The 22,921-nt window shown below is 53.8% G+C and carries 24 protein-coding genes, 2 pseudogenes and 1 riboswitch; of the genes and pseudogenes, 9 read left to right on the forward strand and 17 right to left on the reverse strand.

What is annotated here, in order from left to right; translation table 11 throughout:
* Nucleotide 1: 1 nt before the first annotated feature.
* Nucleotides 2-967 carry a cysteine synthase A gene (gene cysK, locus RHK62_RS11270; RefSeq protein WP_302677758.1) on the forward strand — a complete coding sequence of 322 codons (966 nt, stop codon included), beginning with the start codon at nucleotides 2-4 and terminating at the stop codon, nucleotides 965-967.
* An 85-nt stretch (nucleotides 968-1,052) separates the two neighbouring features.
* Here the strand turns inward: cysK and RHK62_RS11275 are convergent.
* From RHK62_RS11275 to RHK62_RS11285, 3 genes and pseudogenes are all read right to left on the reverse strand, one after another.
* Nucleotides 1,053-1,328, reverse strand: a pseudogene (locus RHK62_RS11275) (transposase); the annotation flags it as partial.
* A gap of 83 nt (nucleotides 1,329-1,411) precedes the next feature.
* Nucleotides 1,412-1,717: a hypothetical protein gene (locus RHK62_RS11280; protein WP_149818940.1), complete on the reverse strand. Its 306-nt coding sequence runs from the start codon at nucleotides 1,715-1,717 to the stop codon at nucleotides 1,412-1,414.
* Between the two features lie 91 nt (nucleotides 1,718-1,808).
* The gene (locus RHK62_RS11285; protein WP_310453734.1) at nucleotides 1,809-3,200 is read right to left on the reverse strand and encodes a ParA family protein; all 1,392 of its coding nucleotides are present in this window, start codon (nucleotides 3,198-3,200) and stop codon (nucleotides 1,809-1,811) included.
* A gap of 218 nt (nucleotides 3,201-3,418) precedes the next feature.
* Between RHK62_RS11285 and rpsB the strand changes: the two genes are divergently transcribed.
* Both rpsB and tsf read left to right on the forward strand, forming a co-directional pair.
* Nucleotides 3,419-4,210: a 30S ribosomal protein S2 gene (rpsB, locus tag RHK62_RS11290; RefSeq protein ID WP_149818942.1), complete on the forward strand. Its 792-nt coding sequence runs from the start codon at nucleotides 3,419-3,421 to the stop codon at nucleotides 4,208-4,210.
* Between the two features lie 17 nt (nucleotides 4,211-4,227).
* Nucleotides 4,228-5,154 carry a translation elongation factor Ts gene (gene tsf, locus RHK62_RS11295; protein WP_206199982.1) on the forward strand — a complete coding sequence of 309 codons (927 nt, stop codon included), beginning with the start codon at nucleotides 4,228-4,230 and terminating at the stop codon, nucleotides 5,152-5,154.
* A gap of 5 nt (nucleotides 5,155-5,159) precedes the next feature.
* On the opposite strand, the gene RHK62_RS11300 is transcribed toward tsf, so the two are convergent.
* Genes RHK62_RS11300 through RHK62_RS11320 form a run of 5 tightly spaced genes read right to left on the reverse strand, consistent with a single transcriptional unit; the run spans nucleotide 5,160 to nucleotide 11,963 of the window.
* Nucleotides 5,160-5,810, reverse strand: a complete 651-nt coding sequence (locus tag RHK62_RS11300) for a riboflavin synthase (RefSeq protein WP_310453735.1) — start codon at nucleotides 5,808-5,810, stop codon at nucleotides 5,160-5,162.
* 7 nt (nucleotides 5,811-5,817) lie between these two features.
* Nucleotides 5,818-7,668 carry a S9 family peptidase gene (locus RHK62_RS11305; RefSeq protein ID WP_310453736.1) on the reverse strand — a complete coding sequence of 617 codons (1,851 nt, stop codon included), beginning with the start codon at nucleotides 7,666-7,668 and terminating at the stop codon, nucleotides 5,818-5,820.
* The gene (gene purF, locus RHK62_RS11310) at nucleotides 7,665-9,113 is read right to left on the reverse strand and encodes an amidophosphoribosyltransferase (RefSeq protein WP_206199985.1); all 1,449 of its coding nucleotides are present in this window, start codon (nucleotides 9,111-9,113) and stop codon (nucleotides 7,665-7,667) included. Before purF ends, RHK62_RS11305 begins: the two co-directional genes overlap by 4 nt.
* A complete protein-coding gene (gene purL, locus RHK62_RS11315; protein WP_206199986.1) occupies nucleotides 9,114-11,399 on the reverse strand; it encodes a phosphoribosylformylglycinamidine synthase subunit PurL in 2,286 nt (761 codons plus the stop codon).
* 39 nt (nucleotides 11,400-11,438) lie between these two features.
* Nucleotides 11,439-11,963 carry a GNAT family N-acetyltransferase gene (locus tag RHK62_RS11320; RefSeq protein ID WP_302677753.1) on the reverse strand — a complete coding sequence of 175 codons (525 nt, stop codon included), beginning with the start codon at nucleotides 11,961-11,963 and terminating at the stop codon, nucleotides 11,439-11,441.
* A 71-nt stretch (nucleotides 11,964-12,034) separates the two neighbouring features.
* On the opposite strand from RHK62_RS11320, the gene RHK62_RS11325 reads away from it, so the two are divergent.
* Nucleotides 12,035-12,757 carry a hypothetical protein gene (locus tag RHK62_RS11325; RefSeq protein WP_302677752.1) on the forward strand — a complete coding sequence of 241 codons (723 nt, stop codon included), beginning with the start codon at nucleotides 12,035-12,037 and terminating at the stop codon, nucleotides 12,755-12,757.
* Nucleotides 12,758-12,797: 40 nt separating this feature from the next.
* Nucleotides 12,798-14,456, forward strand: a complete 1,659-nt coding sequence (locus RHK62_RS11330; RefSeq protein WP_302677750.1) for a Ppx/GppA phosphatase family protein — start codon at nucleotides 12,798-12,800, stop codon at nucleotides 14,454-14,456.
* A 10-nt stretch (nucleotides 14,457-14,466) separates the two neighbouring features.
* On the opposite strand, the gene RHK62_RS11335 is transcribed toward RHK62_RS11330, so the two are convergent.
* The 6 genes from RHK62_RS11335 to RHK62_RS11360 all read right to left on the reverse strand — a co-directional run bounded on the left by RHK62_RS11335 (nucleotide 14,467) and on the right by RHK62_RS11360 (nucleotide 17,460).
* Nucleotides 14,467-15,402 carry a branched-chain amino acid ABC transporter permease gene (locus tag RHK62_RS11335; RefSeq protein WP_302678176.1) on the reverse strand — a complete coding sequence of 312 codons (936 nt, stop codon included), beginning with the start codon at nucleotides 15,400-15,402 and terminating at the stop codon, nucleotides 14,467-14,469.
* Nucleotides 15,403-15,786 (reverse strand): glycine cleavage system protein GcvH, encoded by a 384-nt coding sequence (gene gcvH / locus RHK62_RS11340; protein ID WP_206199991.1) that lies wholly within the window; start codon nucleotides 15,784-15,786, stop codon nucleotides 15,403-15,405.
* Between the two features lie 16 nt (nucleotides 15,787-15,802).
* Nucleotides 15,803-16,000, reverse strand: coding sequence for a hypothetical protein (locus RHK62_RS11345; RefSeq protein WP_206199992.1), 198 nt, complete (start codon nucleotides 15,998-16,000; stop codon nucleotides 15,803-15,805).
* An 18-nt stretch (nucleotides 16,001-16,018) separates the two neighbouring features.
* Entirely contained in the window at nucleotides 16,019-16,585 is a 567-nt protein-coding gene (gene def / locus RHK62_RS11350) for a peptide deformylase (protein WP_149818965.1), read from the reverse strand.
* 72 nt (nucleotides 16,586-16,657) lie between these two features.
* On the reverse strand, nucleotides 16,658-16,999 hold the full coding sequence (locus RHK62_RS11355; RefSeq protein WP_149818967.1) for a LapA family protein: 342 nt from the start codon (nucleotides 16,997-16,999) through the stop codon (nucleotides 16,658-16,660).
* Nucleotides 17,000-17,094: 95 nt separating this feature from the next.
* Nucleotides 17,095-17,460: a hypothetical protein gene (locus RHK62_RS11360; RefSeq protein WP_206199993.1), complete on the reverse strand. Its 366-nt coding sequence runs from the start codon at nucleotides 17,458-17,460 to the stop codon at nucleotides 17,095-17,097.
* A 78-nt stretch (nucleotides 17,461-17,538) separates the two neighbouring features.
* Between RHK62_RS11360 and RHK62_RS11365 the strand changes: the two genes are divergently transcribed.
* The 4 genes from RHK62_RS11365 to RHK62_RS11380 all read left to right on the forward strand — a co-directional run bounded on the left by RHK62_RS11365 (nucleotide 17,539) and on the right by RHK62_RS11380 (nucleotide 21,410).
* Nucleotides 17,539-18,366, forward strand: coding sequence for an aldose epimerase (locus tag RHK62_RS11365; protein ID WP_310453737.1), 828 nt, complete (start codon nucleotides 17,539-17,541; stop codon nucleotides 18,364-18,366).
* A gap of 33 nt (nucleotides 18,367-18,399) precedes the next feature.
* Nucleotides 18,400-19,920, forward strand: a complete 1,521-nt coding sequence (trpE, locus tag RHK62_RS11370; protein ID WP_302677743.1) for an anthranilate synthase component I — start codon at nucleotides 18,400-18,402, stop codon at nucleotides 19,918-19,920.
* A 166-nt stretch (nucleotides 19,921-20,086) separates the two neighbouring features.
* On the forward strand, nucleotides 20,087-20,704 hold the full coding sequence (locus RHK62_RS11375) for a Crp/Fnr family transcriptional regulator (RefSeq protein ID WP_206199996.1): 618 nt from the start codon (nucleotides 20,087-20,089) through the stop codon (nucleotides 20,702-20,704).
* 124 nt (nucleotides 20,705-20,828) lie between these two features.
* Nucleotides 20,829-20,913, forward strand: a riboswitch (Glutamine riboswitch).
* A 44-nt stretch (nucleotides 20,914-20,957) separates the two neighbouring features.
* On the forward strand, nucleotides 20,958-21,410 hold the full coding sequence (locus RHK62_RS11380; protein ID WP_206199997.1) for a DUF4278 domain-containing protein: 453 nt from the start codon (nucleotides 20,958-20,960) through the stop codon (nucleotides 21,408-21,410).
* 117 nt (nucleotides 21,411-21,527) lie between these two features.
* Here RHK62_RS11380 and RHK62_RS11385 read toward each other — a convergent pair whose 3' ends face one another.
* From RHK62_RS11385 to RHK62_RS11395, 3 genes and pseudogenes are all read right to left on the reverse strand, one after another.
* Nucleotides 21,528-22,076: a hypothetical protein gene (locus RHK62_RS11385; RefSeq protein ID WP_302677741.1), complete on the reverse strand. Its 549-nt coding sequence runs from the start codon at nucleotides 22,074-22,076 to the stop codon at nucleotides 21,528-21,530.
* Between the two features lie 551 nt (nucleotides 22,077-22,627).
* Nucleotides 22,628-22,762: an FmdB family zinc ribbon protein gene (locus RHK62_RS11390; protein WP_225901716.1), complete on the reverse strand. Its 135-nt coding sequence runs from the start codon at nucleotides 22,760-22,762 to the stop codon at nucleotides 22,628-22,630.
* A gap of 5 nt (nucleotides 22,763-22,767) precedes the next feature.
* A pseudogene (locus tag RHK62_RS11395) lies at nucleotides 22,768-22,884 on the reverse strand (acetamidase/formamidase family protein); the annotation flags it as partial.
* Nucleotides 22,885-22,921 lie beyond the last annotated feature (37 nt).

A 22,921-nucleotide genomic window follows, 5' to 3' on the forward strand; every position in this document is an offset into this window, starting at 1 on the left:
CATGAACATTGCCCCCGATATTACTGCCCTCATTGGTCGGACGCCCCTTGTACGCCTGAACCGCATTCCCCAAGCGGAAGGCTGTGTGGCAGAAATTGTCGTCAAACTAGAGAGCATGAATCCTGCGGCCTCGGTTAAGGATCGCATTGGCCTGAGTATGATTCAGGAGGCAGAAGCAGCGGGTCTCATTACCCCCGGTAAGACGGTTTTGGTGGAACCCACATCGGGCAATACCGGGATTGCCTTAGCAATGGTGGCGGCGGCAAAGGGCTATCGCCTGATTCTCACTATGCCAGAGACCATGAGTGCAGAGCGGCGAGCTATGCTGCGTGCCTATGGAGCAGAGCTGGATTTGACCCCCGGCACAGAGGGGATGAGTGGTGCCATTCGTCGCGCCGAAGAAATTGCTGCCTCCCTTGAAGATGCTTTCATGCTGCAACAATTCAAAAATCCCGCCAATCCCAAGATTCATCGTGAAACCACTGCCCTCGAAATTTGGCAAGATACGGACGGTCAAGTGGATATTTTGGTGGCTGGAGTGGGTACTGGAGGTACGATTACGGGAGTGGCAGAAGTGATCAAAGCCAAGAAGCCCAGCTTTCAGGCGATCGCTGTCGAACCTAGCAATAGTCCTGTCCTTTCAGGAGGCAAACCAGGGCCGCACAAAATTCAAGGTATTGGCGCCGGCTTTGTGCCCCCCGTTCTCAAACGGGAACTTATTGATGAAGTGATTACTGTTTCTGATGATCAAGCGATTTATTTTGGTCGCCGCCTAGCCCGTGAAGAAGGCCTTCTTTCAGGCATTTCCAGTGGGGCTGCCCTTTGCGCTGCCATTCAGGTGGCTCAACGACCCGAAAATGCGGGCAAGTTAATTGTCATGGTGCAGCCGAGCTTTGGTGAACGCTACTTAACCACACCCCTGTTTCAGGATGCACTGCCCTTGGTACCCAGTTACTTGCAACATTAGCCACAAGTGGAGTTCAGTGTCAGGGGTTGTTTTGTGCCAACTAAAACTTGGTTTGTAGGTTGCGGCGATCGCCTAGGGTGGGTCATCAGTTAAGCCAGATAACAGCGGCAGCGAGATATATCGCACCTAAAAAGTTTCGCGCTGTCTTATCGTAACGTGTGGCAATCCCTTGATACGGCTTGAGCCTAGCAAAAAAATTCTCAATCAAGTGCCGAGCTTTGTACAGTTCTTTGTCATAACCACGACGCTGTTTACGACAAGACTTGGGCGGAATGACAGCCGCGCACCCTTTCTCCGCTAGTCGTCTTAGCACCTGCTGCTCATCTGCATCATAGGCTTTGTCCGCCAGTAATGCCTCAGCAAAACACTGCCTCGATGGTCAATCGATCTGATGATACGCCCTAGAACTTCGGCCAATTGGGACTGAGTCACAGCAATTTTCCTCTAAACTCTGTCAAACAGTGTAATTTTGGCCAAGAGTCCTGCCACCATCAAAAACAGTGCCACCAGTAATGCCCACAGGCGATTGTCCGTTGAACTTTGGCGTTTCCCTAGCTCCACTAACTGTTCGCGATTGTTCTGTACTTCTAGGCGAACGGCCTCGATTTTGGCCTCCATGGTGTTGAACTTTTCACGGATTTCTGCTTGCCCCACCTTCACTTCAAGGGTGAGTTCTGTCAACTGCGACTGGATTGCCTTGACGGTTTCCAGAACTTCGGCTAGTTGGGATTGGGTGACAGGCTCGGTCATGACGGCTGCTCAGGGAGGGGTAATTTCATTTTAGGGGAACAAGCAATTTCTGTTTTCAGATTTTTATAAATCTTGTTAGGAAGGTTGTTGGTTAGGGGAGGTCATTGACAGCAGCTAAGGGGCGAAGATAGGTCTGCACCAATGTTTGATAAAAGCCTAAGACGCGCTTATCTTTGAAGACAGCAGGAACACGGGCAAAGGCGGCACGGGAAATAATGGCATATTCAGGAATGGCAAATACGCTTGTGTCATTGGCTTGATACTGTGGCCAAAAGTAGGGAGTGAGGTGGGGAAGTTTCTGGAGAATCCGTTCAATTTCTGCTTGGGCAACAGCCATCGCCTTGTCGGTTGTGGGAGCACCATTAAAGAAAATAGGCAAAGGAAGGGGGCCGCCTTCACGGCGCAAGGTGTGAATTTCATTAAAGAGAAATTGGTGAATCACCTGAGCGGCATTGTTGAGGGAGGAGAGATCGGTGTGGCGGGTGGGAATCAAAACGGCGTCACTGGCATACACGGCGCTCTTACTTAAAAAGAGCCAAGCACTGGGGCAGTCAATGAGGATGTAGTCGTAGCGATCGCGCAAGGGGGCGAGGAGTTCCCGCAGGCGAGTAATGGGTGGATGTTGGGTTTGCATCGCCTGAATAAGAATGCTTTGCAGTTGCGGCGCAGCGGGAATGACATCAAAAATATGGGCAGACTTGATACTGCTGCTGGTGCGGATGCGCAGGTCAAAAGGGCGAATCGTAGCCGTAATCGGCTCATCAGGGTTTTGCAGACAAGCCGCAAGGGTCGTACTGGTGGGGGTTAGCTCAAGGGCGCGGCTGAGATCCCCCTGAGGGTCGCAATCAATAAGCAAGACAGCGGCATCTGCCACAGCAAGGGTGGCGCCCAAGTTAATCGTGGTGGTGGTTTTGCCCACTCCCCCCTTATGGTTATAGAGACAGAGGGTGGTGGCACGGGGGCGCGATCGCAAGCAGGTTTTGAGGTCTTCGATAATGCCCTCAAGGCGATCGCCCGTCAGTTCATAGTTGGGCGTCACTGGATAGACCAAGTGACCATGGCGTTGAAAAAGCTGTAGATGGCGGGCATTCGTGATCAACCCCCAAGCGGTTCCTTGGCAATGGCAACCCCTGAGAAGTTGGCGGAGTTGTTGCAGAGCACGGCTATGATGGGTAGACCCATTCTCAAGGCTCAAGACCACAGTTTGACTGGGGGTATTGCGGGAGCGACGGGCAGGGGGTTTAATCTCCACAATTAAATCGGGGTCAACTTGAGTCTGACAAAAAGGAGGCTGATGTTCGCGGGGAAAACGGGCTGCCACATCGGCAATGCCCATACCTGTGTCAAAAGAGGAGACGCGATCGCGATCGCCAAAGCCCAACACACTCAGGAGCGGTTGCACAAAGTGCTGCTCAATAACGGCTTCAGAGGTTTCGTCACCGTGAATTTGTTGCCATTGCGATCGCAAGCGGGAAATATCCAACGTTCAGCACCATCCAGCCGTCTTGAATCTTTACAGAATAGGTTGGCCACCCCTGAGCGTCAAGATCACGAGGCTACCAAATCACTGTGGATTGAGCTTTCCAACAGCCTTGATCATTGGCTATGATAGTAAATCTGCAAATCTTTCACATTCGTCCCCTTGGGTGTCCTCACCGGATGATGGACGGATGGTTGTTTAACCCATAGGAGTACAACTCAATGGCAGTTCTTAGCCTTGCCCAAATGCTGGAGGCAGGGGTTCACTTTGGCCACCAAGCCCGCCGCTGGAACCCCCGGATGGCACCCTACATCTTCACGGTTCGCAATGGGGTGCACATCATTGACCTCGTGCAAACCGCCCAACTGGTGGATGAAGCCTACAACTACATCCGCAACGCCGCTGAAAAAGGCAAACGCTTTTTGTTTATTGGTACCAAGCGCCAAGCCGCCGGCATTGTCGAACAGGAAGCGCTCCGCTGCGGCAGTTACTACGTCAACCAGCGCTGGCTGGGGGGGATGCTCACCAACTGGAATACCATCAAAACCCGTGTCGATCGCCTCAAAGAATTAGAAAGCATGGAGGAAAATGGCCTCATTGATCTGCGGCCAAAACAGGAGGCTTCAGCCCTGCGGCGAGAACTGGCACGTTTGCAAAAATACCTTGGCGGGATTAAACAGATGCGGCGGCTTCCTGATGTCGCGATTATTGTTGATGTCAAGCGGGAATACAACGCCGTTGCCGAGTGCCACAAATTGGGGATTCCGATCGTGGCGCTGCTGGATACCAACTGCGACCCCAATCAAGTGGATATTCCCATTCCCGCTAACGATGATGCCATCCGTTCGATTAAGCTGATTGTGGGTAAACTAGCCGATGCCATTTACGAAGGCCGCCATGGTCAGTTGGACGAACCAGAAGCGGATCTCGGTGATGAGGACGACGATGGGATGACCGCCAGCGACGATGGTGATGCTGACGCCCTAGATATTCCAGATGATTCTGACGCTTAATCCTTGAGGAACAGATCATGGCAGAGATTTCAGCCAAACTAGTCAAAGAACTGCGGGACAAAACCGGTGCCGGCATGATGGACTGCAAGAAAGCCTTGCAGGAGTCCAACGGCGATATGGAAGCCGCCATTGCTTGGTTGCGGCAAAAGGGTCTAGCCTCTGCGGGCAAAAAAGCCGGGCGCGTCACCAGTGAAGGTCTCGTGGATAGCTACATTCACACTGGCGGGCGCATTGGCGTGCTGGTGGAGGTGAACTGTGAGACCGACTTTGTGGCTCGCAACGAGAAATTCAAAGCCCTTGTCCAAGACATTGCCAAGCAAATTGCCGCTTGCCCCAATGTGGAATTTGTCTCAGTGAATGATATTCCCGCTGAGTACAAGGAAAAAGAACGCCAGATTGCCCTTGGCTCCGATGCTCTCAAGGGGAAACCTCCGGAAGTCAAGGAGAAAATCGTTGCTGGCAAACTAGAGAAAACCCTCAAAGAGCTGTGCCTGCTCAACCAGCCCTTTATCCGCGATCAGTCCAAGACCGTTGAAGAGTTGGTCAAAGAGCACATTGCCGAACTGGGGGAAAATATCCAGATTCGCCGCTTCCAACGCTTTGTCCTCGGTGAGGGGATTGAGAAGCAAGAAACCAACCTTGCTGAAGAGGTGGCTGCCCAAACCCAAGCCATGAGTGCTGCCGCAAAAACGGCCAAAGCACCCCCAGAAGTGGCCGAAACTGCCCCACCTGAAGTGAGTGCCCCTGAACCAGCAGCGGAAACAACACCTGACGAGCCAGCCCCAGAACCTGTCACAGTTTCTGAGCAGACAGTGGAACCAGTGGCTGAGCCTGCTGCCAAAAACCCTGAACCAGTCGCTGAACCTACGGCTGAAAGTAAGGGATTTGGTGCTGCTGCCAAAAAATCTGGTGGCAAGTCTCGGACTGCCAAGAAGAAAAAATAATGATCCTAGGCGTAGCCATGGGCTTGGAGAAAGGCGAGGTCAATTTCGACTGCGGTTGAGGCGTCTTGAGGCTGGAGAAATTTGCGGGTATATTTGCCCAACAGATCCGCCTCTAGGTTCACACCATCGCCAACCCTAAGAAATTGCAACGTCGTTTCTGCGTAGGTATGGGGGATAACAGCAATGCTGAATTCATCCCCTTTTTCATTGCAATGGGCAACGGTGAGGCTAATGCCATTGATGGCAATGCTGCCCTTGGGGATGATGTACGTCGCTACCACTGCAGGGGCAGAGAAGGTGAATTCCCAACTCGTGCCTGTGGGCGCGATCGCTAGCACGCTACCCACACCATCCACATGACCGGTCACAAAATGCCCTCCCACCCTATCCCCAACGCGCAGGGCAGGTTCTAGGTTCACCATTGCGCCTGCTGCCGCTTTGGCCGCCAATGTGGTGCGTTGCAGCGTTTCCGGGGAGACACTGACCGTAAACCCCGTGGCATCAACTGTTTCCACTGTGAGGCAGACCCCATCCACAGCAATACTATCGCCAATGGCCACCTCAGCAAGGAAAGGGGCATCGGTAGCGTTAATTGCCAACTGGGACTCGGAGCGTTGCTGGAGGACACCGATCGCCTGAATAATGCCAGTAAACATTGTTCTTCTAGCCGTTGAGTAAATGCCTTTGATAAAACTTTAATTCTGCCTCAAGGGCGGTGGCGATCGTGCTGCTTTGGCGGAAGCCGTGTCCCTCTTCGGCAAAGGTGTAATATTCTACGGGAATGCTCTTGGCCTGAAGGGCGGCTACCATCTGTTCCGCTTGGCTGGGGGGAACAACGACATCCTTTAGCCCCTGAAAGAAAATCACCGGACAGGTGAGGCGATCCGCATGGTAGAGGGGCGATCGCTGGCGGTAGAGGTCTGCCCCTGCGGGATAGGGGGCAATCAGTTGATCAAAATAATGGGCTTCAAAAGCATGGGTTTCCTTGAGCAGGCTAAGGAGATCACCAATGCCGTAGTAACTTGCTCCCACATGGAAGGTTGTCGTAAACGTCAGGGCACACAGAGTGGTATAGCCCCCAGCACTGCTGCCGCGAATGGCTAAGCGATCGCCATCCACCTTTCCTTGGCGAACTAAATACTCTGCCCCAGCGCTACAGTCCGCCACATCCACCACGCCCCACTGTCCCCGCAGGGCATTGCGATAGGCACGACCATAACCCGTACTGCCACGATAGTTGACATCCAACACCGCAAAGCCGCGACTGGTCCAAAACTGGATGCGCAAATCGAGACCTGTGCCACTGGCTGCCGTTGGCCCGCCATGACTTCTCACGATTAAGGGGGGGCGTGAGTCTGCCGGGGGTTGTACTTGGGGATTTTGGGGCGGGTAGAAAAAGCCGTAGGCGGTTGCGCTGTCACTCGTCGGAAATTCCATCACCTCGGGCTGGGAAATCCACTCCCGTGGCAGAGGAGAAGCAATGGGTTGCAGCGGTGTGGTGGTGCCGTCATCCAGATTGAACTCAACAATATGGGGGGGCAACAGGGGCGAACTGCCAATCAAGGCAACGGCGCGATCGCTCAGGCGAACGAGAGAATGAATCTCAGTGTAGTCCGTCGGGACAGTTTGCCACTCACCCGTGGCTAGGGAGACGACTGCCAGCCGCCATAGGCCGCGATCGCTATAGGTTAACACCACCGTTTCCGGGTTCACCAAAGCATAGGTGGATTGACCAAAGACCCACAGGGGCACACCGGCATCATAACTGGCCTGCCAAACGGGTTCATGGCGGCCATCACGGTAACGATAGAGATTCCACCAGCCAGAGCGATCGCTGATGTAGTAGAGGGTCTCTCCCTGCCATTGGGGTTGCTGCACCGATTCATCGCTGCTGCCAGCAATACGGTAGGGGGTACCAAGGGAGCCGTCGTCATTGAGGGTTGCCCCCCAGAGTTCACAGCCATCCCAAGGCATCTGCGGTGCTGACCATTGCAACCAAACCAAGGTGTTGCCCCCTGGACTCAAGCGTGGCGCCGCATAGAAGCCCGCTCCTTGAACCAGCACTGTCCGTTTTCCCGACAGGTGAATGGCAACAATGGACTGTTGGCTGGAGCCATCGGCAAAATGCGCCTCTTCGACACACAACAGGCGATCGCGCCAAGGATCGACGCAACCATCGGCAAAGCGCGTATTCGCCGCTTGATAGATTAACTGAGGGCTGGGTTCCCCAAGGGCATAGATTCCCTGATCGGCATCATTGACAAAGTAAATCTGATCACCGTGGTACCAGTAGGCACCGCCGCCATACTCATTCACGCGCGATCGCGCACTCCAAGGGGCAGCCAAAAGTTCTTGCCCTTGACGCACCAGCACTACTCGCCCCTTTTCTTGGGGACGCCGCTCTAACCCCACCAAACCTAGGGGAGTGGCGCGCAATTCACTGAGACTGGTGGCCGCAGCACTGACTTCGGCGGCAGAGAGGATCGAAGGCCAGTGACCGTAGTCCAAACTCATTGGGGAATTTGCTCAAGCACCAACTTTTGCCGTTTCACTGGCTCTGGGATGCTAATCGGGTACTTGCCCGTAAAGCAGGCGGAACAAAAGCGATCGCCCGTATCATAAGTGGCGGCAATCATTCCCTGCCAACTGAGATAGCTCAGGGAATCGACACCAATCTGAGCGGCAATCTCAGCCACGGACTTGGTGGCTGCAATCAGTTGATCTTGGGTATCGGTGTCAATGCCATAGAAGCACGGGTGAGTGACCGGCGGCGAGGAAATCCGCATATGTACTTCCACTGCACCGGCATCCCGCAGCGCTTTGACAATTTTGCGGCTAGTGGTGCCCCGCACAATCGAGTCATCCACAATCACCACCCGCTGTCCCATCAGCACATCCCGCAGCGGATTCAGCTTCATGCGAATTCCCGACTCTCGCATCGACTGGGTGGGCTGAATAAACGTCCGCCCCACATAGCGATTTTTAATCAGGCCTTCGGCGTAGGGCACCCCCGTCGCTTGGGAAAAGCCAATGGCAGCAGGGATACCGGAATCCGGTACAGGAATGACGATGTCCGCCTCAGCGGGAGCTTCGCAACCCAACTGCTGTCCCAACCGCTGCCGGTAGCTATAGAGGCTCTCCCCCTGCATCACACTGTCAGGGCGGGCAAAGTAAATCATCTCAAAGATACACAGCTTGCGTTGCGACTCTGCCCATTGCACACTGCCAATCCCGTCGGCACTAATGTGGACGAGTTCCCCAGGCTCCACCTCCCGCACATAGTCCGCACCAATAATATCGAGGGCACAGGTTTCAGAAGCTAGCACGTAATGGGGCGTGGTCTCACCCATGAGGCGGCCAATCATTAAGGGACGAATGCCATGGGCATCTCGCAGGCCAAACAATCCTGCTGGTGTCCCCATCACTAGACTAAAAGCCCCTTGGCACTGTTGAGCAGCGGTAATGATCCCCTCTGACCAAGATTGACCGGTGGCCACGGCTTGGGCGATCGCCCAAGCAATGAGTTCCGAATCTGTGGTACTGGCTAACACCGCCGTAGGGGCATCACAGGCTAGGACTTGTTCGCGCAGAGCGTAGGTATTCACTAAGTTACCGTTGTGGGCTAAGGCCAAAGGCCCAAGGCGAGTGTCCACCACAACGGGTTGCGCATTGACAATGCGACTAGAACCGGTGGTCGAGTAGCGGTTGTGGCCGACAGCCAAATCTCCCACCAGCCCTCCAAGAATCTCTTCGTCAAAGACTTGGGAGACCAAGCCCATATCCTTGTAACAGTGGACGGTGTCACCCGCAAATGTGGCAATTCCCGCCGATTCCTGACCTCGATGTTGCAGGGCATAGAGACCAAAGTAGGCGAGGCGAGCCACATCCGCCCCCGGGGCATAGACCCCAAAGACACCACAGGCTTCTTCCGGCTTATCAGCAAATTGTTGTTCTGTCATTTAGTCCAAATACTTCGGCAGGGGCGATCGCCACGCAAGAGCTAACTCTTCCATCGTAACCTTGATAAGTGGAGAATTGTCACAGGTGTCAATACACAGTTCTGTATGTTCACCATTAACAACCCCTAGGCGTGTCCAAGCATTGGGCAGTTGCGCCTGCACATAGGCTTCCCACACCGTCTGTGCCGCTGGCGGCACCGAAACCAGAATGCGCGCCCCCCCTTCAGCAAACAGCAGCACATCCCACCGCGGATAGGTGCCCGCTGGCAATTGAATCGTTGCCCCCCGTTGGCTGCTGAGACAGCTTTCCGCCAAGGCCACGGCCAAGCCCCCCTCGCTGAGATCGTGGGCACTGGCAACCCACCCCTGCTGAATGCCATAGCGACACACCGCCTGCACTCGCTGCTCTAGGTCTAAATCAATCTGAGGTGGACGCCCCGCCACAAGGCCATGGATCTGGGCAAGGTATTCCGACCCACCGAGGCTCAGGCGCGGATCACTCAAGGGCGTGGTCAGAGGCAACCCCAATAGGTAAATGGCATCTCCGGGCGATCGCCAGCCCTGACCGACAACCCGCTGCAAATCGGGAATCAACCCCACCATCCCCACCACGGGGGTCGGATAAATCGGCTGTGGTTGGCCATTGCGATCAATTGTTTCGTTGTAGAGGGAGACATTGCCACCCGTGACTGGCGTTTGTAGAGCCCGGCAGGCCTCCGCAAGACCGCGGCAGGCATGGGCCAACTGCCAGTAACCTACGGGCGTTTCGGGACTGCCAAAGTTGAGGTTATCGGTGACGGCCAGAGGCTCTGCCCCCACACAACTCAGATTACGAGCGGCTTCGGCCACAGCTGCTTTGCCGCCTTCGTAGGGATCCAGATACACATAGCGGCTGGGGCAATCGACCGTCGCCGCAATCCCTTTGGAGGTGCCCCGCAGGCGAATGACCGCTGCATCAGCATCACCGGGGAAGACGAGGGTGTTGTTTTGCACCTCGTGATCGTACTGACGATAGACCCATGCTTTAGAGGCAATACTGGGGGTGGCGAGAAGAGTGAGCAAAATCTCCGCGGGCGATCGCGCCGGTAGCGCCAATTGATCCACCGACCATTGCCGCGCCTGTTGGACATAGACAGGTGGCTCACTGGGACACTGTCGCTCATAGAGGGGGGTATCTTCGGCAAGGGCACGGGCAGGCACCTCTGCGGCCACCTCGCCCCGGTAAAGCACCCGCACCAGCGGTTCAGCAATGACGCGACCCACAACCACCGCCTGCAAGCCCCAACGATGGAAAATCTCAATCAGTTCGGCTTCCCGCCCTTGCGCCGCCACAAAGAGCATCCGTTCTTGGGATTCCGAAAGGAGAAACTCGTAGGGCACCATCCCCTGTTCCCGTACGGGCACTTTGTCCAAGTCCAGTTCAATACCAACACCGCCTTTGGCAGCCATTTCCGCAGTCGAGCAGGTCAAGCCCGCTGCCCCCATATCTTGGGCGGCCACCACTGCCCCCGTTTGAAAGGCTTCCAGACAGGCTTCAATGAGGCATTTTTCCATGAAGGGATCCCCCACTTGGACGGCGGGGCGATCGCTCATTGATTCATCAGTGAGTTCAGCGCTGGCAAAACTTGCCCCCCCCATGCCATCACGACCCGTTGTAGATCCCACATACAGCACCGGATTGCCAATGCCACTCGCTCCCGATTTAACAATTTCTGGGGTTTCCATGAGGCCTAAGGCCATGGCATTCACCAAGGGATTACCGGCATAGCAAGGGTCAAAATAGACCTCGCCCCCCACCGTGGGCACACCGACACAGTTGCCATAGTGGGCAATACCCGCCACGACTCCTTTCACCAATTGTTGGGTTTTGGCTTCCTTAAGATCGCCAAAGCGCAGGGCGTTCAGCAGGGCAATGGGACGCGCCCCCATCGTAAAAATATCCCGCAGAATCCCCCCCACGCCGGTCGCTGCCCCCTGAAAGGGTTCAATGGCCGAGGGATGATTGTGGGACTCAATCTTAAAAGCAAGGCGCAAGCCATCCCCTAAGTCCACGACGCCGGCATTCTCACCGGGACCGACCAGTACCCGTGCCCCTTGGGTGGGAAACTGCTTGAGCAGGGGACGGGAGTTTTTGTAGCAGCAATGCTCTGACCACATCACCCCAAACATGCCCAATTCCGCGCGGTTGGGATGGCGGCCAAGGCGGCGGACAATTTCGGTGTACTCTTGGGGCTTGAGGCCTTCAGCAGCAATCTCAGCCTCAGTGACGAGGGGGATTTGGCTCATGGCAAAGGATGATTTCGGCTACGTTATTGATTATCGAGCCTAGCGGGAATTGGGGTACCAAAACATCCCCTTAATCCCCTCGGGATCCGGACGAAAACCCAACTGACGGTAAAAGTCGACCACATGGGGATCCGCAAAGAGGGTAATGTTGCTGATGTCCTCGCTGCGCAGTTCTTTGATCATCTGCCGCATTAATTCTTTGCCCAGCCCCCGTCCCTGAAACTCTGGATGCACGACCACATCCCAAATCGTGGCATTAAAGGCGTGATCCGAGGTCGCACGCGAAAAACCAATGAGGCGACGATAGGCACCCCGCTGCTCCCACATCGAGATCACTAAAAAGCTATGCTGAATTGCTTTTTTCACCTTGCGAATGGGGCGGCGCGACCAGCCCACGGCATCACAAAGTTCCTCGAGTTCATAGACATCAATATCTTTTTCTTTGCTGAAAATAATTTGGCTTTCGCTGCCATTGTCCCGCTCTACCTGAGAACCTACACTAGGGGACGTCGTGGTGGCGCTGGCAGTCGGTTGCGAATTGAACAGCGATTTCCAGAAGCTCATGCAAGTATGCTGGAGATGGGGAAACGACCAAGTGTAACCCGGCCTAGGCTATAGTATAGCGACTCTCACCCATGGTTTCCGATTTTCAACTGCGTAACCTTGATGTCCTGAAGCGATTCAACCGCTCCTTTCCGGACTTTTATGAGCAATTTGTTGGTCGGGATGTGCAACTGCAAAACCTGAAACTGGGGTTTCAAATTCATAAGACCAATCAGGCGGTGATTCAGATTGTCCCTGAGGGCGATCGCTCTGTTCTCCACTTTGCCCACCGCAATCACTCTTACCTGCTCAGTGATCTCTTTGGGGTGATGGCCGCCTACAAGCTGACAATTCACAATGTCTCGCTCTATGGCCATGTGCGACCACCGATGCTGGTGTTTGTCAAACTGGTGCTCTCAGAGCAGGGCAAACCCCTGACGAAAAAGCGTAGTGAAAGCGTGCGCCGTGCCCTCCAACAGACCCTCAGTGGTGAATTTGCCGTTGAGGAAATGCTGGCCATGGAGTTTAACCTCAACGAAGGCCTGCCGCAAATTACCACCAGCTTTTATCAGGATCAGGTCTTTCATCTGCCGGCACTGTTGGTGGAGTCCGCGAATCATCCGGCGCTGCTTTACAAGGTAATGCATGCCATTTGGCAAGAGGAATTGCTGGTGGTGAATATCAACTTTATGCTTTGGCAGGGACGGGTGCGACTGTTACTCTATCTGCTGGGACCCAATGGCAGTGTGATTCCCGATTATTTAGGCTCGCGTATTGCTGCCAAGATTAAGGATCATCTAACGGGAAACACTTAGGGTAGGATAGGGGGTGTTTGTCTCCTTTATTACAAGTCCAATGACGGCTGAACAACATCTCCACCTGTGGCGAGCAGTGAATCTCAGCGATCGCATTCTAGCGGCCATTGATGTTGGGACAAACTCAATTCACATGGTGGTGGTGCAAATTCAGCCCAGTTTACCCAGTTTCAAAATCATTGCTGCTGAAAAAGATATGGTGCGGCTGGGGGAACGTTGCCAAATTACGGGGCAACTGACAGAGGAAGCGATGAAGCGGGCGATCGCCACCCTGCGCCGCTGTCGTGAACTGGCCACAGGTCTGAAGGCCGAAGAAATTATTGGCGTGGCCACCAGTGCGGTGCGCGAAGCCCCCAATGGTCGCGAGTTTTTAGAGCGGGTCAAGGAAGAGACCGGCCTGACCATTGATCTGATTTCCGGCGAAGAGGAAGCGCGGCGCATCTACTTGGGCGTGCTCTCGGGGCTAGAGTTCAACGGCAAGCCCCACATCATCATTGACATTGGCGGTGGCTCCACAGAGTTAATCTTGGGGGATGGTCATGAACCCCGCTACCTCAGCAGTACCAAAGTGGGGGCAGTACGCCTGACGGACTTATTTGTCAAAAGCGATCCCATTAGCGATCAGGACTACGCGGCCCTGCGCGCCTATGTACGGGGAATGTTGGATCGTGCCGTTGAAGACCTGCGGCAGCAGCTTGGCCCCCATGAAAAACCGCAATTGGTGGGTACCTCAGGCACGATTGAAAGCCTGATGATGATTCACACCTGCGATCGCCTTGGTGCTTGTCCCCCCTCCCTACGCGGCTATGAACTGACGCTAGGGGACTTAAAGGCACTTGTGGCCAAATTGCGGCGACTCAACTTTAACCAGCGCTGTCAACTCTTGGGGATGTCGGAGCGGCGCGCTGAAATTATTGTTGCAGGGGCAGTGATTCTCGCTGAGGCCATGGAGATGCTTGGTCAAACCAGCCTGATCACCTGCGATCGCGCCCTGCGGGAAGGCATCATTGTGGACTGGATGCTTACCCACGGCCTGATTGAAGACCGCCTCCGCTATCAAAGCTCGGTGCGTCAGCGCAGTACCTACAGTTTGGCGCAAAAGTTCCATGTCAATCTTGCCAGCAGTGAACGGGTGGCCGATTTCGCCCTGACGCTCTTTGATCGCACCCAAGGGATTCTCCACAACTGGACAGAAGCAGAGCGAGAACTCCTCTGGGCAGCAGCGATTCTCCACAATGCCGGTCACTACGTCAGCCATTCTGCCCACCACAAACATTCCTACTACCTTGTGCGCCATGGGGGTCTGCTCGGCTACACCGATACGGAAATCGAGATCATTGCCAACCTCTGTCGCTATCACCGCAAGAGTCCCCCCAAGAAAAAGCATGAAAACTTCCGCCAACTGGTGGGACGGCGAGAACGGCAAATTGTCGAGCAACTGAGTGCGATTCTACGGCTGGCTTCGGCCTTGGATCGGCGACAAATTGGGGCAGTGGATCACATGACCTGTGAGTGGCGCGCTGTACAACGGGAGTTTTGTGTGCAGGTACATCCCGCTGATCCGAGCGATCGCTGTGAACTGGAAATTTGGAGTGTCAACTACAAAAAAGAACCCTTTGAAAGCCAATTTGGCGTCAGTTTGAAGGTGGAATTAGTGCCCGCCAGTAGTACGGCTCTAGCCACAGCAGTCAACTACTAATTCAACAGCCTTAAACTTTTTCCACTGGGGGCTGCCCCAACAGTCCTTGGGGGCGCACAAGCAGCACCAGAAAGAGAATCGCAAAGGCCGCAGCATCCCGAAACCCCGAAGCAGCGGCAGGCACCATTGCCTCCACTAGTCCCAGCAAAAAACCCGCCAACATTGTCCCCGGTAAGCTCCCTAGGCCCCCCAGAACAATCACCGCTAACCCCTTGAGACCAAAGATCACGCCAAACTGCGGCCCCGTAATCCCGACACTCAAGGCGACGAGGGTACCAGCAACGGCAGCCAAAGCACTGCTGACAAAAAACGTCACTTGAATAATGCGATCGCTATCAATGCCCAGTAATGTCGCGGCAGTCGGATTTTCGGCCACCGCTTGCAATCCTTTCCCCATGCGCGTCCCTTTGACCCAATAGGTCAGGGCAATCATCAAAGCCACGGCCACGGCAAAGATGACAAATTGACTAGTGCGCAGGGCAATGTCCCCCAACCGCAGGGTGAGGGGCAATCTCCCCCAGAGTTGATCGGGATAGGTATAGACTTCGGCACCCACCAAATACTGGATCAGGTTGGTGAGGAGAACAGCCGCCCCAAGGCTGGCCACCACGGTCAAGAGGGTATCGGCGCGCTGTTGCCGCAGGGGTCGAAAGACGACCCAATCAATGCCAACCCCCAACAGGCCACAGCCAAGGGCACTGAGAACTAAGGCCAGCGCAAAGGGTAAGGCAACGGGAAGCTGTCCATTGGCCAACAGACCATTAAAGCCAAAGCGTCCCCCTAAGAGGGCATAGGTGAGATAAGCGCCAATGGCAAAAACAGCACCGTGGGCAAAGTTGATGATGCCCAAAATCGAGAAGACAAGGGTATAGCCGAGGGCAAAGATGGCATAAACACTCCCTGTGGCCAATCCATCCACAAGGACTTGCAGGCTGCTTGTTAGCACCTACGCTCCTTCCACAAGGGCACGATAATCCGCTGCTGAGAGGAGTCCCGTAGGGGGGGTACTGACTTGCACCTTCACCAACCACCCCTCCCCATAGGGATCGGCAGCAATTTGCTCTGGGTTGTCAATGACAGCTTGATTGACCTCAATCACGGTTCCGGCGAGGGGTGCATAGAGATCCTCAACGGCCTTGACCGACTCAATGGTGCCAAAGCGTTCGCCGGGTTCTAGGACATCGCCAACGGCAGGCAACTCAACAAAGACAATATCCCCCAGTTGATCGACGGCAAAGGCACTAATGCCGAGGGTGGCTGTATCGCCCTCAAGGCGCAGGTACTCATGGCTGTCGAGATATTGCAGGTCGTCAGGGTAGGTGAGCGTCATAGCAGATTCCAATCCATCAGGGGCGATCGCTGGCACGGGCAAGGCGCACCGCCGTTACAAAGGCTACTAAACCAAGGGGCACACTGAGGAGCAAAATCACGGTAGTTGGAAGGGTTCCCAACTGGGCTTCTCCCGAACTCAGTTCAAAAACACAACCCACCGTGGCGATCGCTGCCACACAGGCACCCAGTAGGTATAGATAACTCTTGGCCACAGACGATGATCCTCAGGGTTAGGCAGCAATGGGACGCACGGCACTGGCGGTAAACCCATGCTCTTTGAGTTCGTGGCGCAGTAGGGCTTGGTTCTCGACGCGATCGACAAACATCACCCCCGTCAGGTGATCAATTTCATGCTGGATCGCCCGCGCCAGTAGCCCACCCGCCATGATGACTTGGGGACGCCCCCACTCATCTTTGTAGGCCACCTCCACCATGGCCGGACGACGCACCTCTAGGTACACCCCCGGAATACTCAGGCAGCCCTCTTGGCAGACTTCAAGGTCTTCACTGAAGTCCTTAATGACCGGGTTAATCATCACCAACGGTTCTGCCTCGGGGTCATCGGGATGAATATCAATGACAAGAATTTGCTTATTGATGCCCACCTGCGGTGCCGCCAAGCCAATGCCATCGGCACTGTACATGGTTTGCAGCATTTTCCGCACAATATCGCGGATACTGTCATCCACTTTGCTGACCCGTTTGGCGGGTTGACGCAGCACGCGATCGCCCAAATAGTGCAATTGCAGGGGCGGATTTTTTAACTTTTTCTTTTCAACAGCCAGAGAGGTAGCCATAGGACACGCCGATTAACACAAAATAACAAAAGTTAATCATTTCCTAGCCTAACGAATTTTCAAGGCTCTCGGCTACTTTTCCGTCGAGGCACTGCTGACACTGGGCAAGAGGCGTTGTTGCTCCTCAAGGGCAGCTTTGTAGCGTTCCACATCCTCCTCAAGGTGGGCAATTTGCTCATCGCGGGCTTCCATTTCCACCCGGATTGTAAAGATGCGCTGCACCTGTACCCAGACGTTAAAGACCCAAGCAAAGACGGCACCAATGCCCATGGCCACGATGAGTTCAATGCACAATGGGGCTTGAATCACTTTCCCTTCAAAGAACTTAATACTTACGGGTTCGGTATTCTGAATACTAAAGAGAACTAAGCCCAAGCCAATGACAAATATCATCAAGAAGTTCAGTTGTCGCATAGGGCATCCTGTAACAAATCTAAGCATAGACAGGGATTGTCGCATCGGGCCTCTTGCCAGCGACCAACAATCTTGGGCTAATCATACCACTGTGGCTAGTCCTCAATCACTGAGTGACTGACTTCTACTGCTTGGACATCAATGGTGCCGGGGGGAGCCAAGCGTTGAAACTGGCGATCGCGCACCATCAGGATTTCGCCACAGGCGGGGCATTGGGTTTGGGTATTCTTCAAACTACTAAATTCAAAGCCACACACTGGGCAAGCCGCCGTCACCAACTTCCAGCGAAACCAAAGTTGTAACCCTGCAAAAAGGAGTACAGGGGTCAACATCAAGATGAAAAACAGCACCAGAAAGGATTGCACTAACCAGCCTAGCCCCAGTAGCCCCAGTAACCAAGTTACCAGCAACACACTGAACCAAAAACGCAGGGTGGGGTTTAGGGTAAATCTTAGGGACATTGGCCTCCCTCCAAGGGCATTGCCGCTATTCTAGCGTAGTCGCGAGTGTATCCTAAAAAGCAGGCGTACTGTCCAGCTATGGTAATGCCCTATACTCTCCACGCCGAACGTACTCGCGTTGAAGTAATTCCAGAGCGCGGTGGCCTGATTAGCCGCTGGCAGTGGCAAGGTCATGAGCTGCTGTACTTGGATCGGGAGCGCTTTGCCAACCCGCAGTTAAGCGTGCGTGGCGGTATTCCCATTCTCTTTCCCATTTGTGGCAATTTGCCCGAGGATACATTTCACCCCAATGGCCAAACCTATCACCTCAAGCAGCATGGCTTTGCACGGGATTTGCCATGGCAGGTGTTAGATCAGCAGGAACATCTCTTGAAGCTGGGATTGCAGGATACGCCAGCCACGCGCCAAGTCTATCCCTTTGCCTTTCATCTGACCTTAACCTACACCCTCGCTGCTGATGCCTTGGCGATCGCCTTTGAGGTGGCTAACCCCGGTGACACCCCCTTGCCCTTTAGCTTTGGCTTGCATCCCTACTTTGCCGTTGCTGACAAGCAGCAATTGCAGTTTGACCTGCCAATCCATGCCATGGTGGATCAGAAAACGCAACAACCCCTCACCTTTAGCGGCACGTTTGACTGGCATGCGGCAGAACTGGATTTGGCCTGTCGTCCCCTCACGGGTCAAGTGGCTCGCGTCTGTGATCTGCAACAACAGTACTGCCTGACGCTGCGCTACGATACAGCGTTTACAACCCTTGTTTTTTGGACGGTTCAGGGCAAACCCTACTACTGTCTAGAACCTTGGACTGCCCCCCGCAATGCCTTGAATACGGGGGTAGATCTCCTGCACGTGCCACCCCAAAAGCACCTCACCCTTGGCGTTGAGATTGCTGTTGCCCCCCTTTAGGGAGAAAATAGAAAGGTTTTCACAGACGCGACCATGTACCCCGATTTTCAGACCTTTTGTCAGCTTGCTGAGCAGGGTAACTTCATCCCCATCTATCAGGAGTGGGTGGCGGATATGGACACGCCCGTATCGGCTTGGTATCGGGTCTGTCGCGATCGCCCCTACAACTTTTTGCTCGAGTCCGTCGAGGGGGGTGAACAATTGGCTCGCTACAGCCTCCTCAGTTGTGATCCGCTCTGGGTACTAGAAACGCGGGGCAACCAAACCACCCAAACCCATCGCGATGGCTCACTCACCACATTTACGGGCAATCCCTTCACAATTTTGGCCAATTGCCTTGCCCCCTATCAACCCGTGAAGCTACCCCAACTGCCGGGGGGCATTGGCGGTCTTTTTGGTTTTTGGGGCTATGAACTGATTCAGTGGATTGAGCCGCGGGTTCCGATTCATCCTGCCACTGAAAAGGATTTGCCGGATGGCGTGTGGATGCAGGTGGATCAAATCCTGATTTTTGATCAGGTGAAGCGGAAAATTTGGGCAGTGGTCTATGCTGATACCCGTGAGACGGACTTGAAAACGGCCTATACCCATGCCAGCGATCGCCTAGAGCGGCTTTTGAGTCAACTGCGAACTCCGATTCCCGCTGCGGCCACCCAGCTGCACTGGCAACCCAGTCGCCAGACCCCTAGTTATACCAGCAACATCACTCCCGAAGCCTTCTGTACCAATGTGGCGCGGGCCAAGGACTACATCCGTGCGGGCGATATTTTCCAAGTCGTTCTCTCCCAACGCCTCAGTGCCACCTACAGCGGCGATCCTTTTGCCCTCTATCGCTCCTTGCGCCTGATTAACCCTTCCCCCTACATGGCCTACTTTCAATTTGGCACGTGGCAGATCATTGGCTCTAGCCCAGAAGTCATGGTCAAAGCCGAACACCATCCTGAAAAACGTGGGTCTCTCCTTGCCACTGTCCGGCCCATTGCCGGTACCCGCAAGCGGGGTCACACCTACGCCGAAGATCAGCAGCTCGCCGCAGAACTCCTTGCCGATACCAAAGAAGTGGCCGAACACGTCATGCTCGTTGATTTGGGGCGCAATGATTTGGGGCGCGTGTGTCGTCAGGGGAGTGTCACCGTCGAGGAGTTTATGGTGATTGAACGCTACTCGCACGTCATGCATATTGTGAGTAATGTTGTCGGCGAACTATTGCCCGATAAAACGGCATGGGATCTGCTCCAAGCTTGTTTTCCGGCTGGAACCGTCAGTGGTGCCCCCAAAATTCGAGCCATGGAAATCATCTATGAATTGGAGGGCTGCCGCCGTGGCCCCTACTCTGGTGCCTATGGTTACTATGACTTTGAAGGTCAACTCAATACCGCGATCGCTATTCGCACGATGGTGGTGCAACTGCTAAGCGACCACCAACACCTCATTCACGTCCAAGCCGGTGCTGGTATTGTTGCGGATTCCGATCCGCAGCGGGAATACGAAGAAACCTTGAACAAAGCTCGCGGTTTATTGGAGGCCATCTCTGTGCTGGGCGGCAAGCCTTAACCAAATGATCAAGGAGCCATCATCTGATTTTTACATTTACCCCTTAGTCTAATAGGCGGTTGTTGCTAACGTTACCCAGAACACAGGCACTGGGAATGTTGGAAAAACCACCCATCTCTCAGGCACACACCTAAGGGCTGGTTCCTTTGCTTGAGGTTCTACTGCCATGGCAAACGTCTCCACCGCTGCAATCACTCCCCCTGTGGATGGACGCTGGCGTTGCCCCTCTCGACTACACACGTTTGGCATGGGGGACAGCATCTGGATGGAGCCAGAGCGCATTTGGCTAGTGAGCCGGGGCGTCGTGCTGTTAAACCTTTTGCACCCCGATGGTGAAGAAGTGGTGGTGGGACTGGCCACACCCGGTACTGCTTTTGGTTTACCCTTGACCAGTTTAACGGCCTACCAAGCCAAGGCACTTTCCAAGGCAGAGTTGATGCTCTTTACACTGGTGGAGGTAGAATCCTCACCCAACTTGACCCAAAGCCTTGTGCGGGGTCTGGCTCGTCGCCTACGGCAAGCGGAAGGTCTTTTAGGAATTACCAGCCATCGCCGGATTGAGGAGCGATTACGCCATTTACTCTTGCTTTTGAAGCAAGAAATTGGTCAACCCCATCCCCTCGGCACTCGCTATAGTGTTCGCCTCACCCACCAGCAACTGGCAACGGCGATTGGCACAAGTCGAGTGACCATCACACGTCTGTTGGGCAAACTCAAAAAGGAGCAGTGGCTCACCTACGATCGCGATCGCCACATTATTCTCACCAACGCCGCTCAGATTTAGGTGATTTAGGTTAGTTCTCCCCTGATCAGGGCACCTCTGGTACAAAAGAGAAGGTTTCTAGTGTAAATTTTTGTAACCACTTGCACTCATAGTGGCAAAACTGTTAAATTAGATACAGAAATAAATCGTTCATCTTTGCTATGAACCACCAAAAAACTTAGGTGAATAGCGAAGACGGAAGTAGGGCAATTGTCCCGAAGGAACGCGCCTCAGCTGACAACAACTAGCCAGTACATCATTTGGGGCGATGATGATGACAACTACACTCACCTATCGCGGCGTTCAATACGACTACGTTCCTCCGGCAGTCCGTACTGAAGCAACCGATGTTGTAGCCAAATATCGGGGTTGGAACTACCACTGCACTCGAGCAGTGAATCCTCCGGCTCAACCTGTGCGGGATTTAATCTATCGCGGTGTGGTCTACCGTACGGGTCAAACGGAAGCTGTGAATACGACAGCAACCACTGCTGCCAACACAGCCAAGGAAGTGAATATGCCAGCGCTTGATCTCAATCAACTTTCGCGGGTCATTCTCACCCATCACCACCAAGTGATCAAAAACCGCGAACAATCCCTCCTCACGCGAATGATTGCCCAAATGGGATTACCTGCGGCCGCAGGTCACTATTGGAACCAAATTCAGGGCAAAATTAAGCCCCATGTCTGGACAAGCTACGATCGCAGTCATGCCACGATGAGCTAGCACAGGGGTGTGATTGTCCTCTCTCAAGACTGATTCGTAACGGCACTCGCATGGGAGTTATCTCTGGTGCGAGTTTTTTATTTCAGCCTAGGGCGTCAAGCAATGGCTGCACTTGGCCTAACTTAGCCATTCAATCTCATTAAGATCAAAATCAAGATCGAGATCGATCTCCGCCAAGTCCTCTGGATCGGCCACCTTCTTCAGGGAGGCAAGGGATTGTTTTGAAGGCTTGCGACTTTGGGGAGTTGGGCGCTTGATATCCGACAGTGTAGCCTTCTCGATGCGCGTCCTTTCTTTGAGGGCATTGGGGTTGACGTATTCTAGGAAGAAGTTTACTGTTTCCTGTTTTACCCAGCCATTGAGGACAGCCAAGGCACCGAAGCGATAGTTCACCTGCCACTGCTCCTTGAGAATTTGTTTTATTTGCTCTTCCGTCAATAAGCCTGCCTTTTTCAGGTAAAAACCAATCGGCCGTTTTGCTTTGTCTTGGATCAGTTTTGGCCACTCTTCTACAAAAAAGTCAATGGTTTTTTGGGGCAACCAACCATGGAGGGCAACAATTTCACCAAAGCGCAAGTTGGTATAAATGCTTTTTTCCATTAAGGCGACTTGGAGTTGGCCTCGTGTAATTAACCCCGCCTTCAGTAGTAATTCACCAATTCTCATGATTGCCCCTACGAGTAGAAAATCATCAACTTTCAACAACAATGGGACATCAATTGGGTACAGCCCCTTTCACAGAGATCGAACATCCTTGCAGCAGCCAACGCCGCTGTAGGACGGGTCACACATTTTTGTGCTTATTGTGTTTAGGCACAATATGTTATGACATATTTCAGAAAAGGGCTGCCGTTTTTTCAAGGACATACATCCGTTACTCTTGACAGTACCTCTCACAATAGCTGAAGTTACGCGAAACTCCTAATTGTAATAAATCTTAATACAGCTCTTTTCAGAGGGATCTCTTCACACGAATTCAGCGTGGCCAGTACAGCTCTTTTAAGAGAAGCTAGATGTTCGGATGTCAGTTTAGCCAAGGCTGAAAAAGCGGCAAAAATGCTCACCTCATCCTGTGTGAGCGGTTAATTAGTGGTTGAGCATCCACGGGCGACCACAGGAGTGCTGCTGAAAGCGGGGAGGCTTGGGTTCTTGGGGCGATCGCTGCACCAGTTCTGGGTCACTCCCCCGCGAGGGTCGGGGTAAGGAAGAAGAGAGATTTACCGCTGGTACGGAAAAATACGTCGGCCAAGCTGCTGACACTCTGGACAAAAGGCGGGTTCACTAGATTGGGCGAGCGATCGCCATTCCTCAAAAATGCCACACGTAGAGCAGCGAAACTCATAAAGGGGCATCTTTCATCACCGGGATTGACTGAAACCACTGCGGGGATCTCTGGATGCCAGCGATTATGCCCCGGCAGTTCTTGCTGATCCATGGGCTTAGTCAAATCCACTTTGAACAGGGTCTTCGGCATAGGGACGGACTCCAACGATTAGCAGTGTGCTCACCTG

It is taken from the genome of Thermosynechococcus sp. HY213 (genome assembly GCF_031460975.1).
Classification (GTDB): Bacteria; Cyanobacteriota; Cyanobacteriia; order Thermosynechococcales; family Thermosynechococcaceae; genus Thermosynechococcus.

Bases quoted from the DNA above. Each gene is read 5' to 3' on its own strand.
- cysK (WP_302677758.1), top strand. From the start codon at position 2: ATGAACATTGCCCCCGATATTACTGCCCTCATTGGTCGGACGCCCCTT.
- RHK62_RS11280 (WP_149818940.1), bottom strand. From the start codon at position 1,717: ATGACCGAGCCTGTCACCCAATCCCAACTAGCCGAAGTTCTGGAAACC.
- rpsB (WP_149818942.1), top strand. From the start codon at position 3,419: ATGGCAGTTCTTAGCCTTGCCCAAATGCTGGAGGCAGGGGTTCACTTT.
- tsf (WP_206199982.1), top strand. From the start codon at position 4,228: ATGGCAGAGATTTCAGCCAAACTAGTCAAAGAACTGCGGGACAAAACC.
- RHK62_RS11300 (WP_310453735.1), bottom strand. From the start codon at position 5,810: ATGTTTACTGGCATTATTCAGGCGATCGGTGTCCTCCAGCAACGCTCC.
- RHK62_RS11305 (WP_310453736.1), bottom strand. From the start codon at position 7,668: ATGAGTTTGGACTACGGTCACTGGCCTTCGATCCTCTCTGCCGCCGAA.
- purF (WP_206199985.1), bottom strand. From the start codon at position 9,113: ATGACAGAACAACAATTTGCTGATAAGCCGGAAGAAGCCTGTGGTGTC.
- purL (WP_206199986.1), bottom strand. From the start codon at position 11,399: ATGAGCCAAATCCCCCTCGTCACTGAGGCTGAGATTGCTGCTGAAGGC.
- RHK62_RS11320 (WP_302677753.1), bottom strand. From the start codon at position 11,963: ATGAGCTTCTGGAAATCGCTGTTCAATTCGCAACCGACTGCCAGCGCC.
- RHK62_RS11325 (WP_302677752.1), top strand. From the start codon at position 12,035: ATGGTTTCCGATTTTCAACTGCGTAACCTTGATGTCCTGAAGCGATTC.
- RHK62_RS11330 (WP_302677750.1), top strand. From the start codon at position 12,798: ATGACGGCTGAACAACATCTCCACCTGTGGCGAGCAGTGAATCTCAGC.
- gcvH (WP_206199991.1), bottom strand. From the start codon at position 15,786: ATGACGCTCACCTACCCTGACGACCTGCAATATCTCGACAGCCATGAG.
- def (WP_149818965.1), bottom strand. From the start codon at position 16,585: ATGGCTACCTCTCTGGCTGTTGAAAAGAAAAAGTTAAAAAATCCGCCC.
- RHK62_RS11355 (WP_149818967.1), bottom strand. From the start codon at position 16,999: ATGCGACAACTGAACTTCTTGATGATATTTGTCATTGGCTTGGGCTTA.
- RHK62_RS11360 (WP_206199993.1), bottom strand. From the start codon at position 17,460: ATGTCCCTAAGATTTACCCTAAACCCCACCCTGCGTTTTTGGTTCAGT.
- RHK62_RS11365 (WP_310453737.1), top strand. From the start codon at position 17,539: ATGGTAATGCCCTATACTCTCCACGCCGAACGTACTCGCGTTGAAGTA.
- trpE (WP_302677743.1), top strand. From the start codon at position 18,400: ATGTACCCCGATTTTCAGACCTTTTGTCAGCTTGCTGAGCAGGGTAAC.
- RHK62_RS11375 (WP_206199996.1), top strand. From the start codon at position 20,087: ATGGCAAACGTCTCCACCGCTGCAATCACTCCCCCTGTGGATGGACGC.
- RHK62_RS11380 (WP_206199997.1), top strand. From the start codon at position 20,958: ATGACAACTACACTCACCTATCGCGGCGTTCAATACGACTACGTTCCT.
- RHK62_RS11385 (WP_302677741.1), bottom strand. From the start codon at position 22,076: ATGAGAATTGGTGAATTACTACTGAAGGCGGGGTTAATTACACGAGGC.
- RHK62_RS11390 (WP_225901716.1), bottom strand. From the start codon at position 22,762: ATGCCCCTTTATGAGTTTCGCTGCTCTACGTGTGGCATTTTTGAGGAA.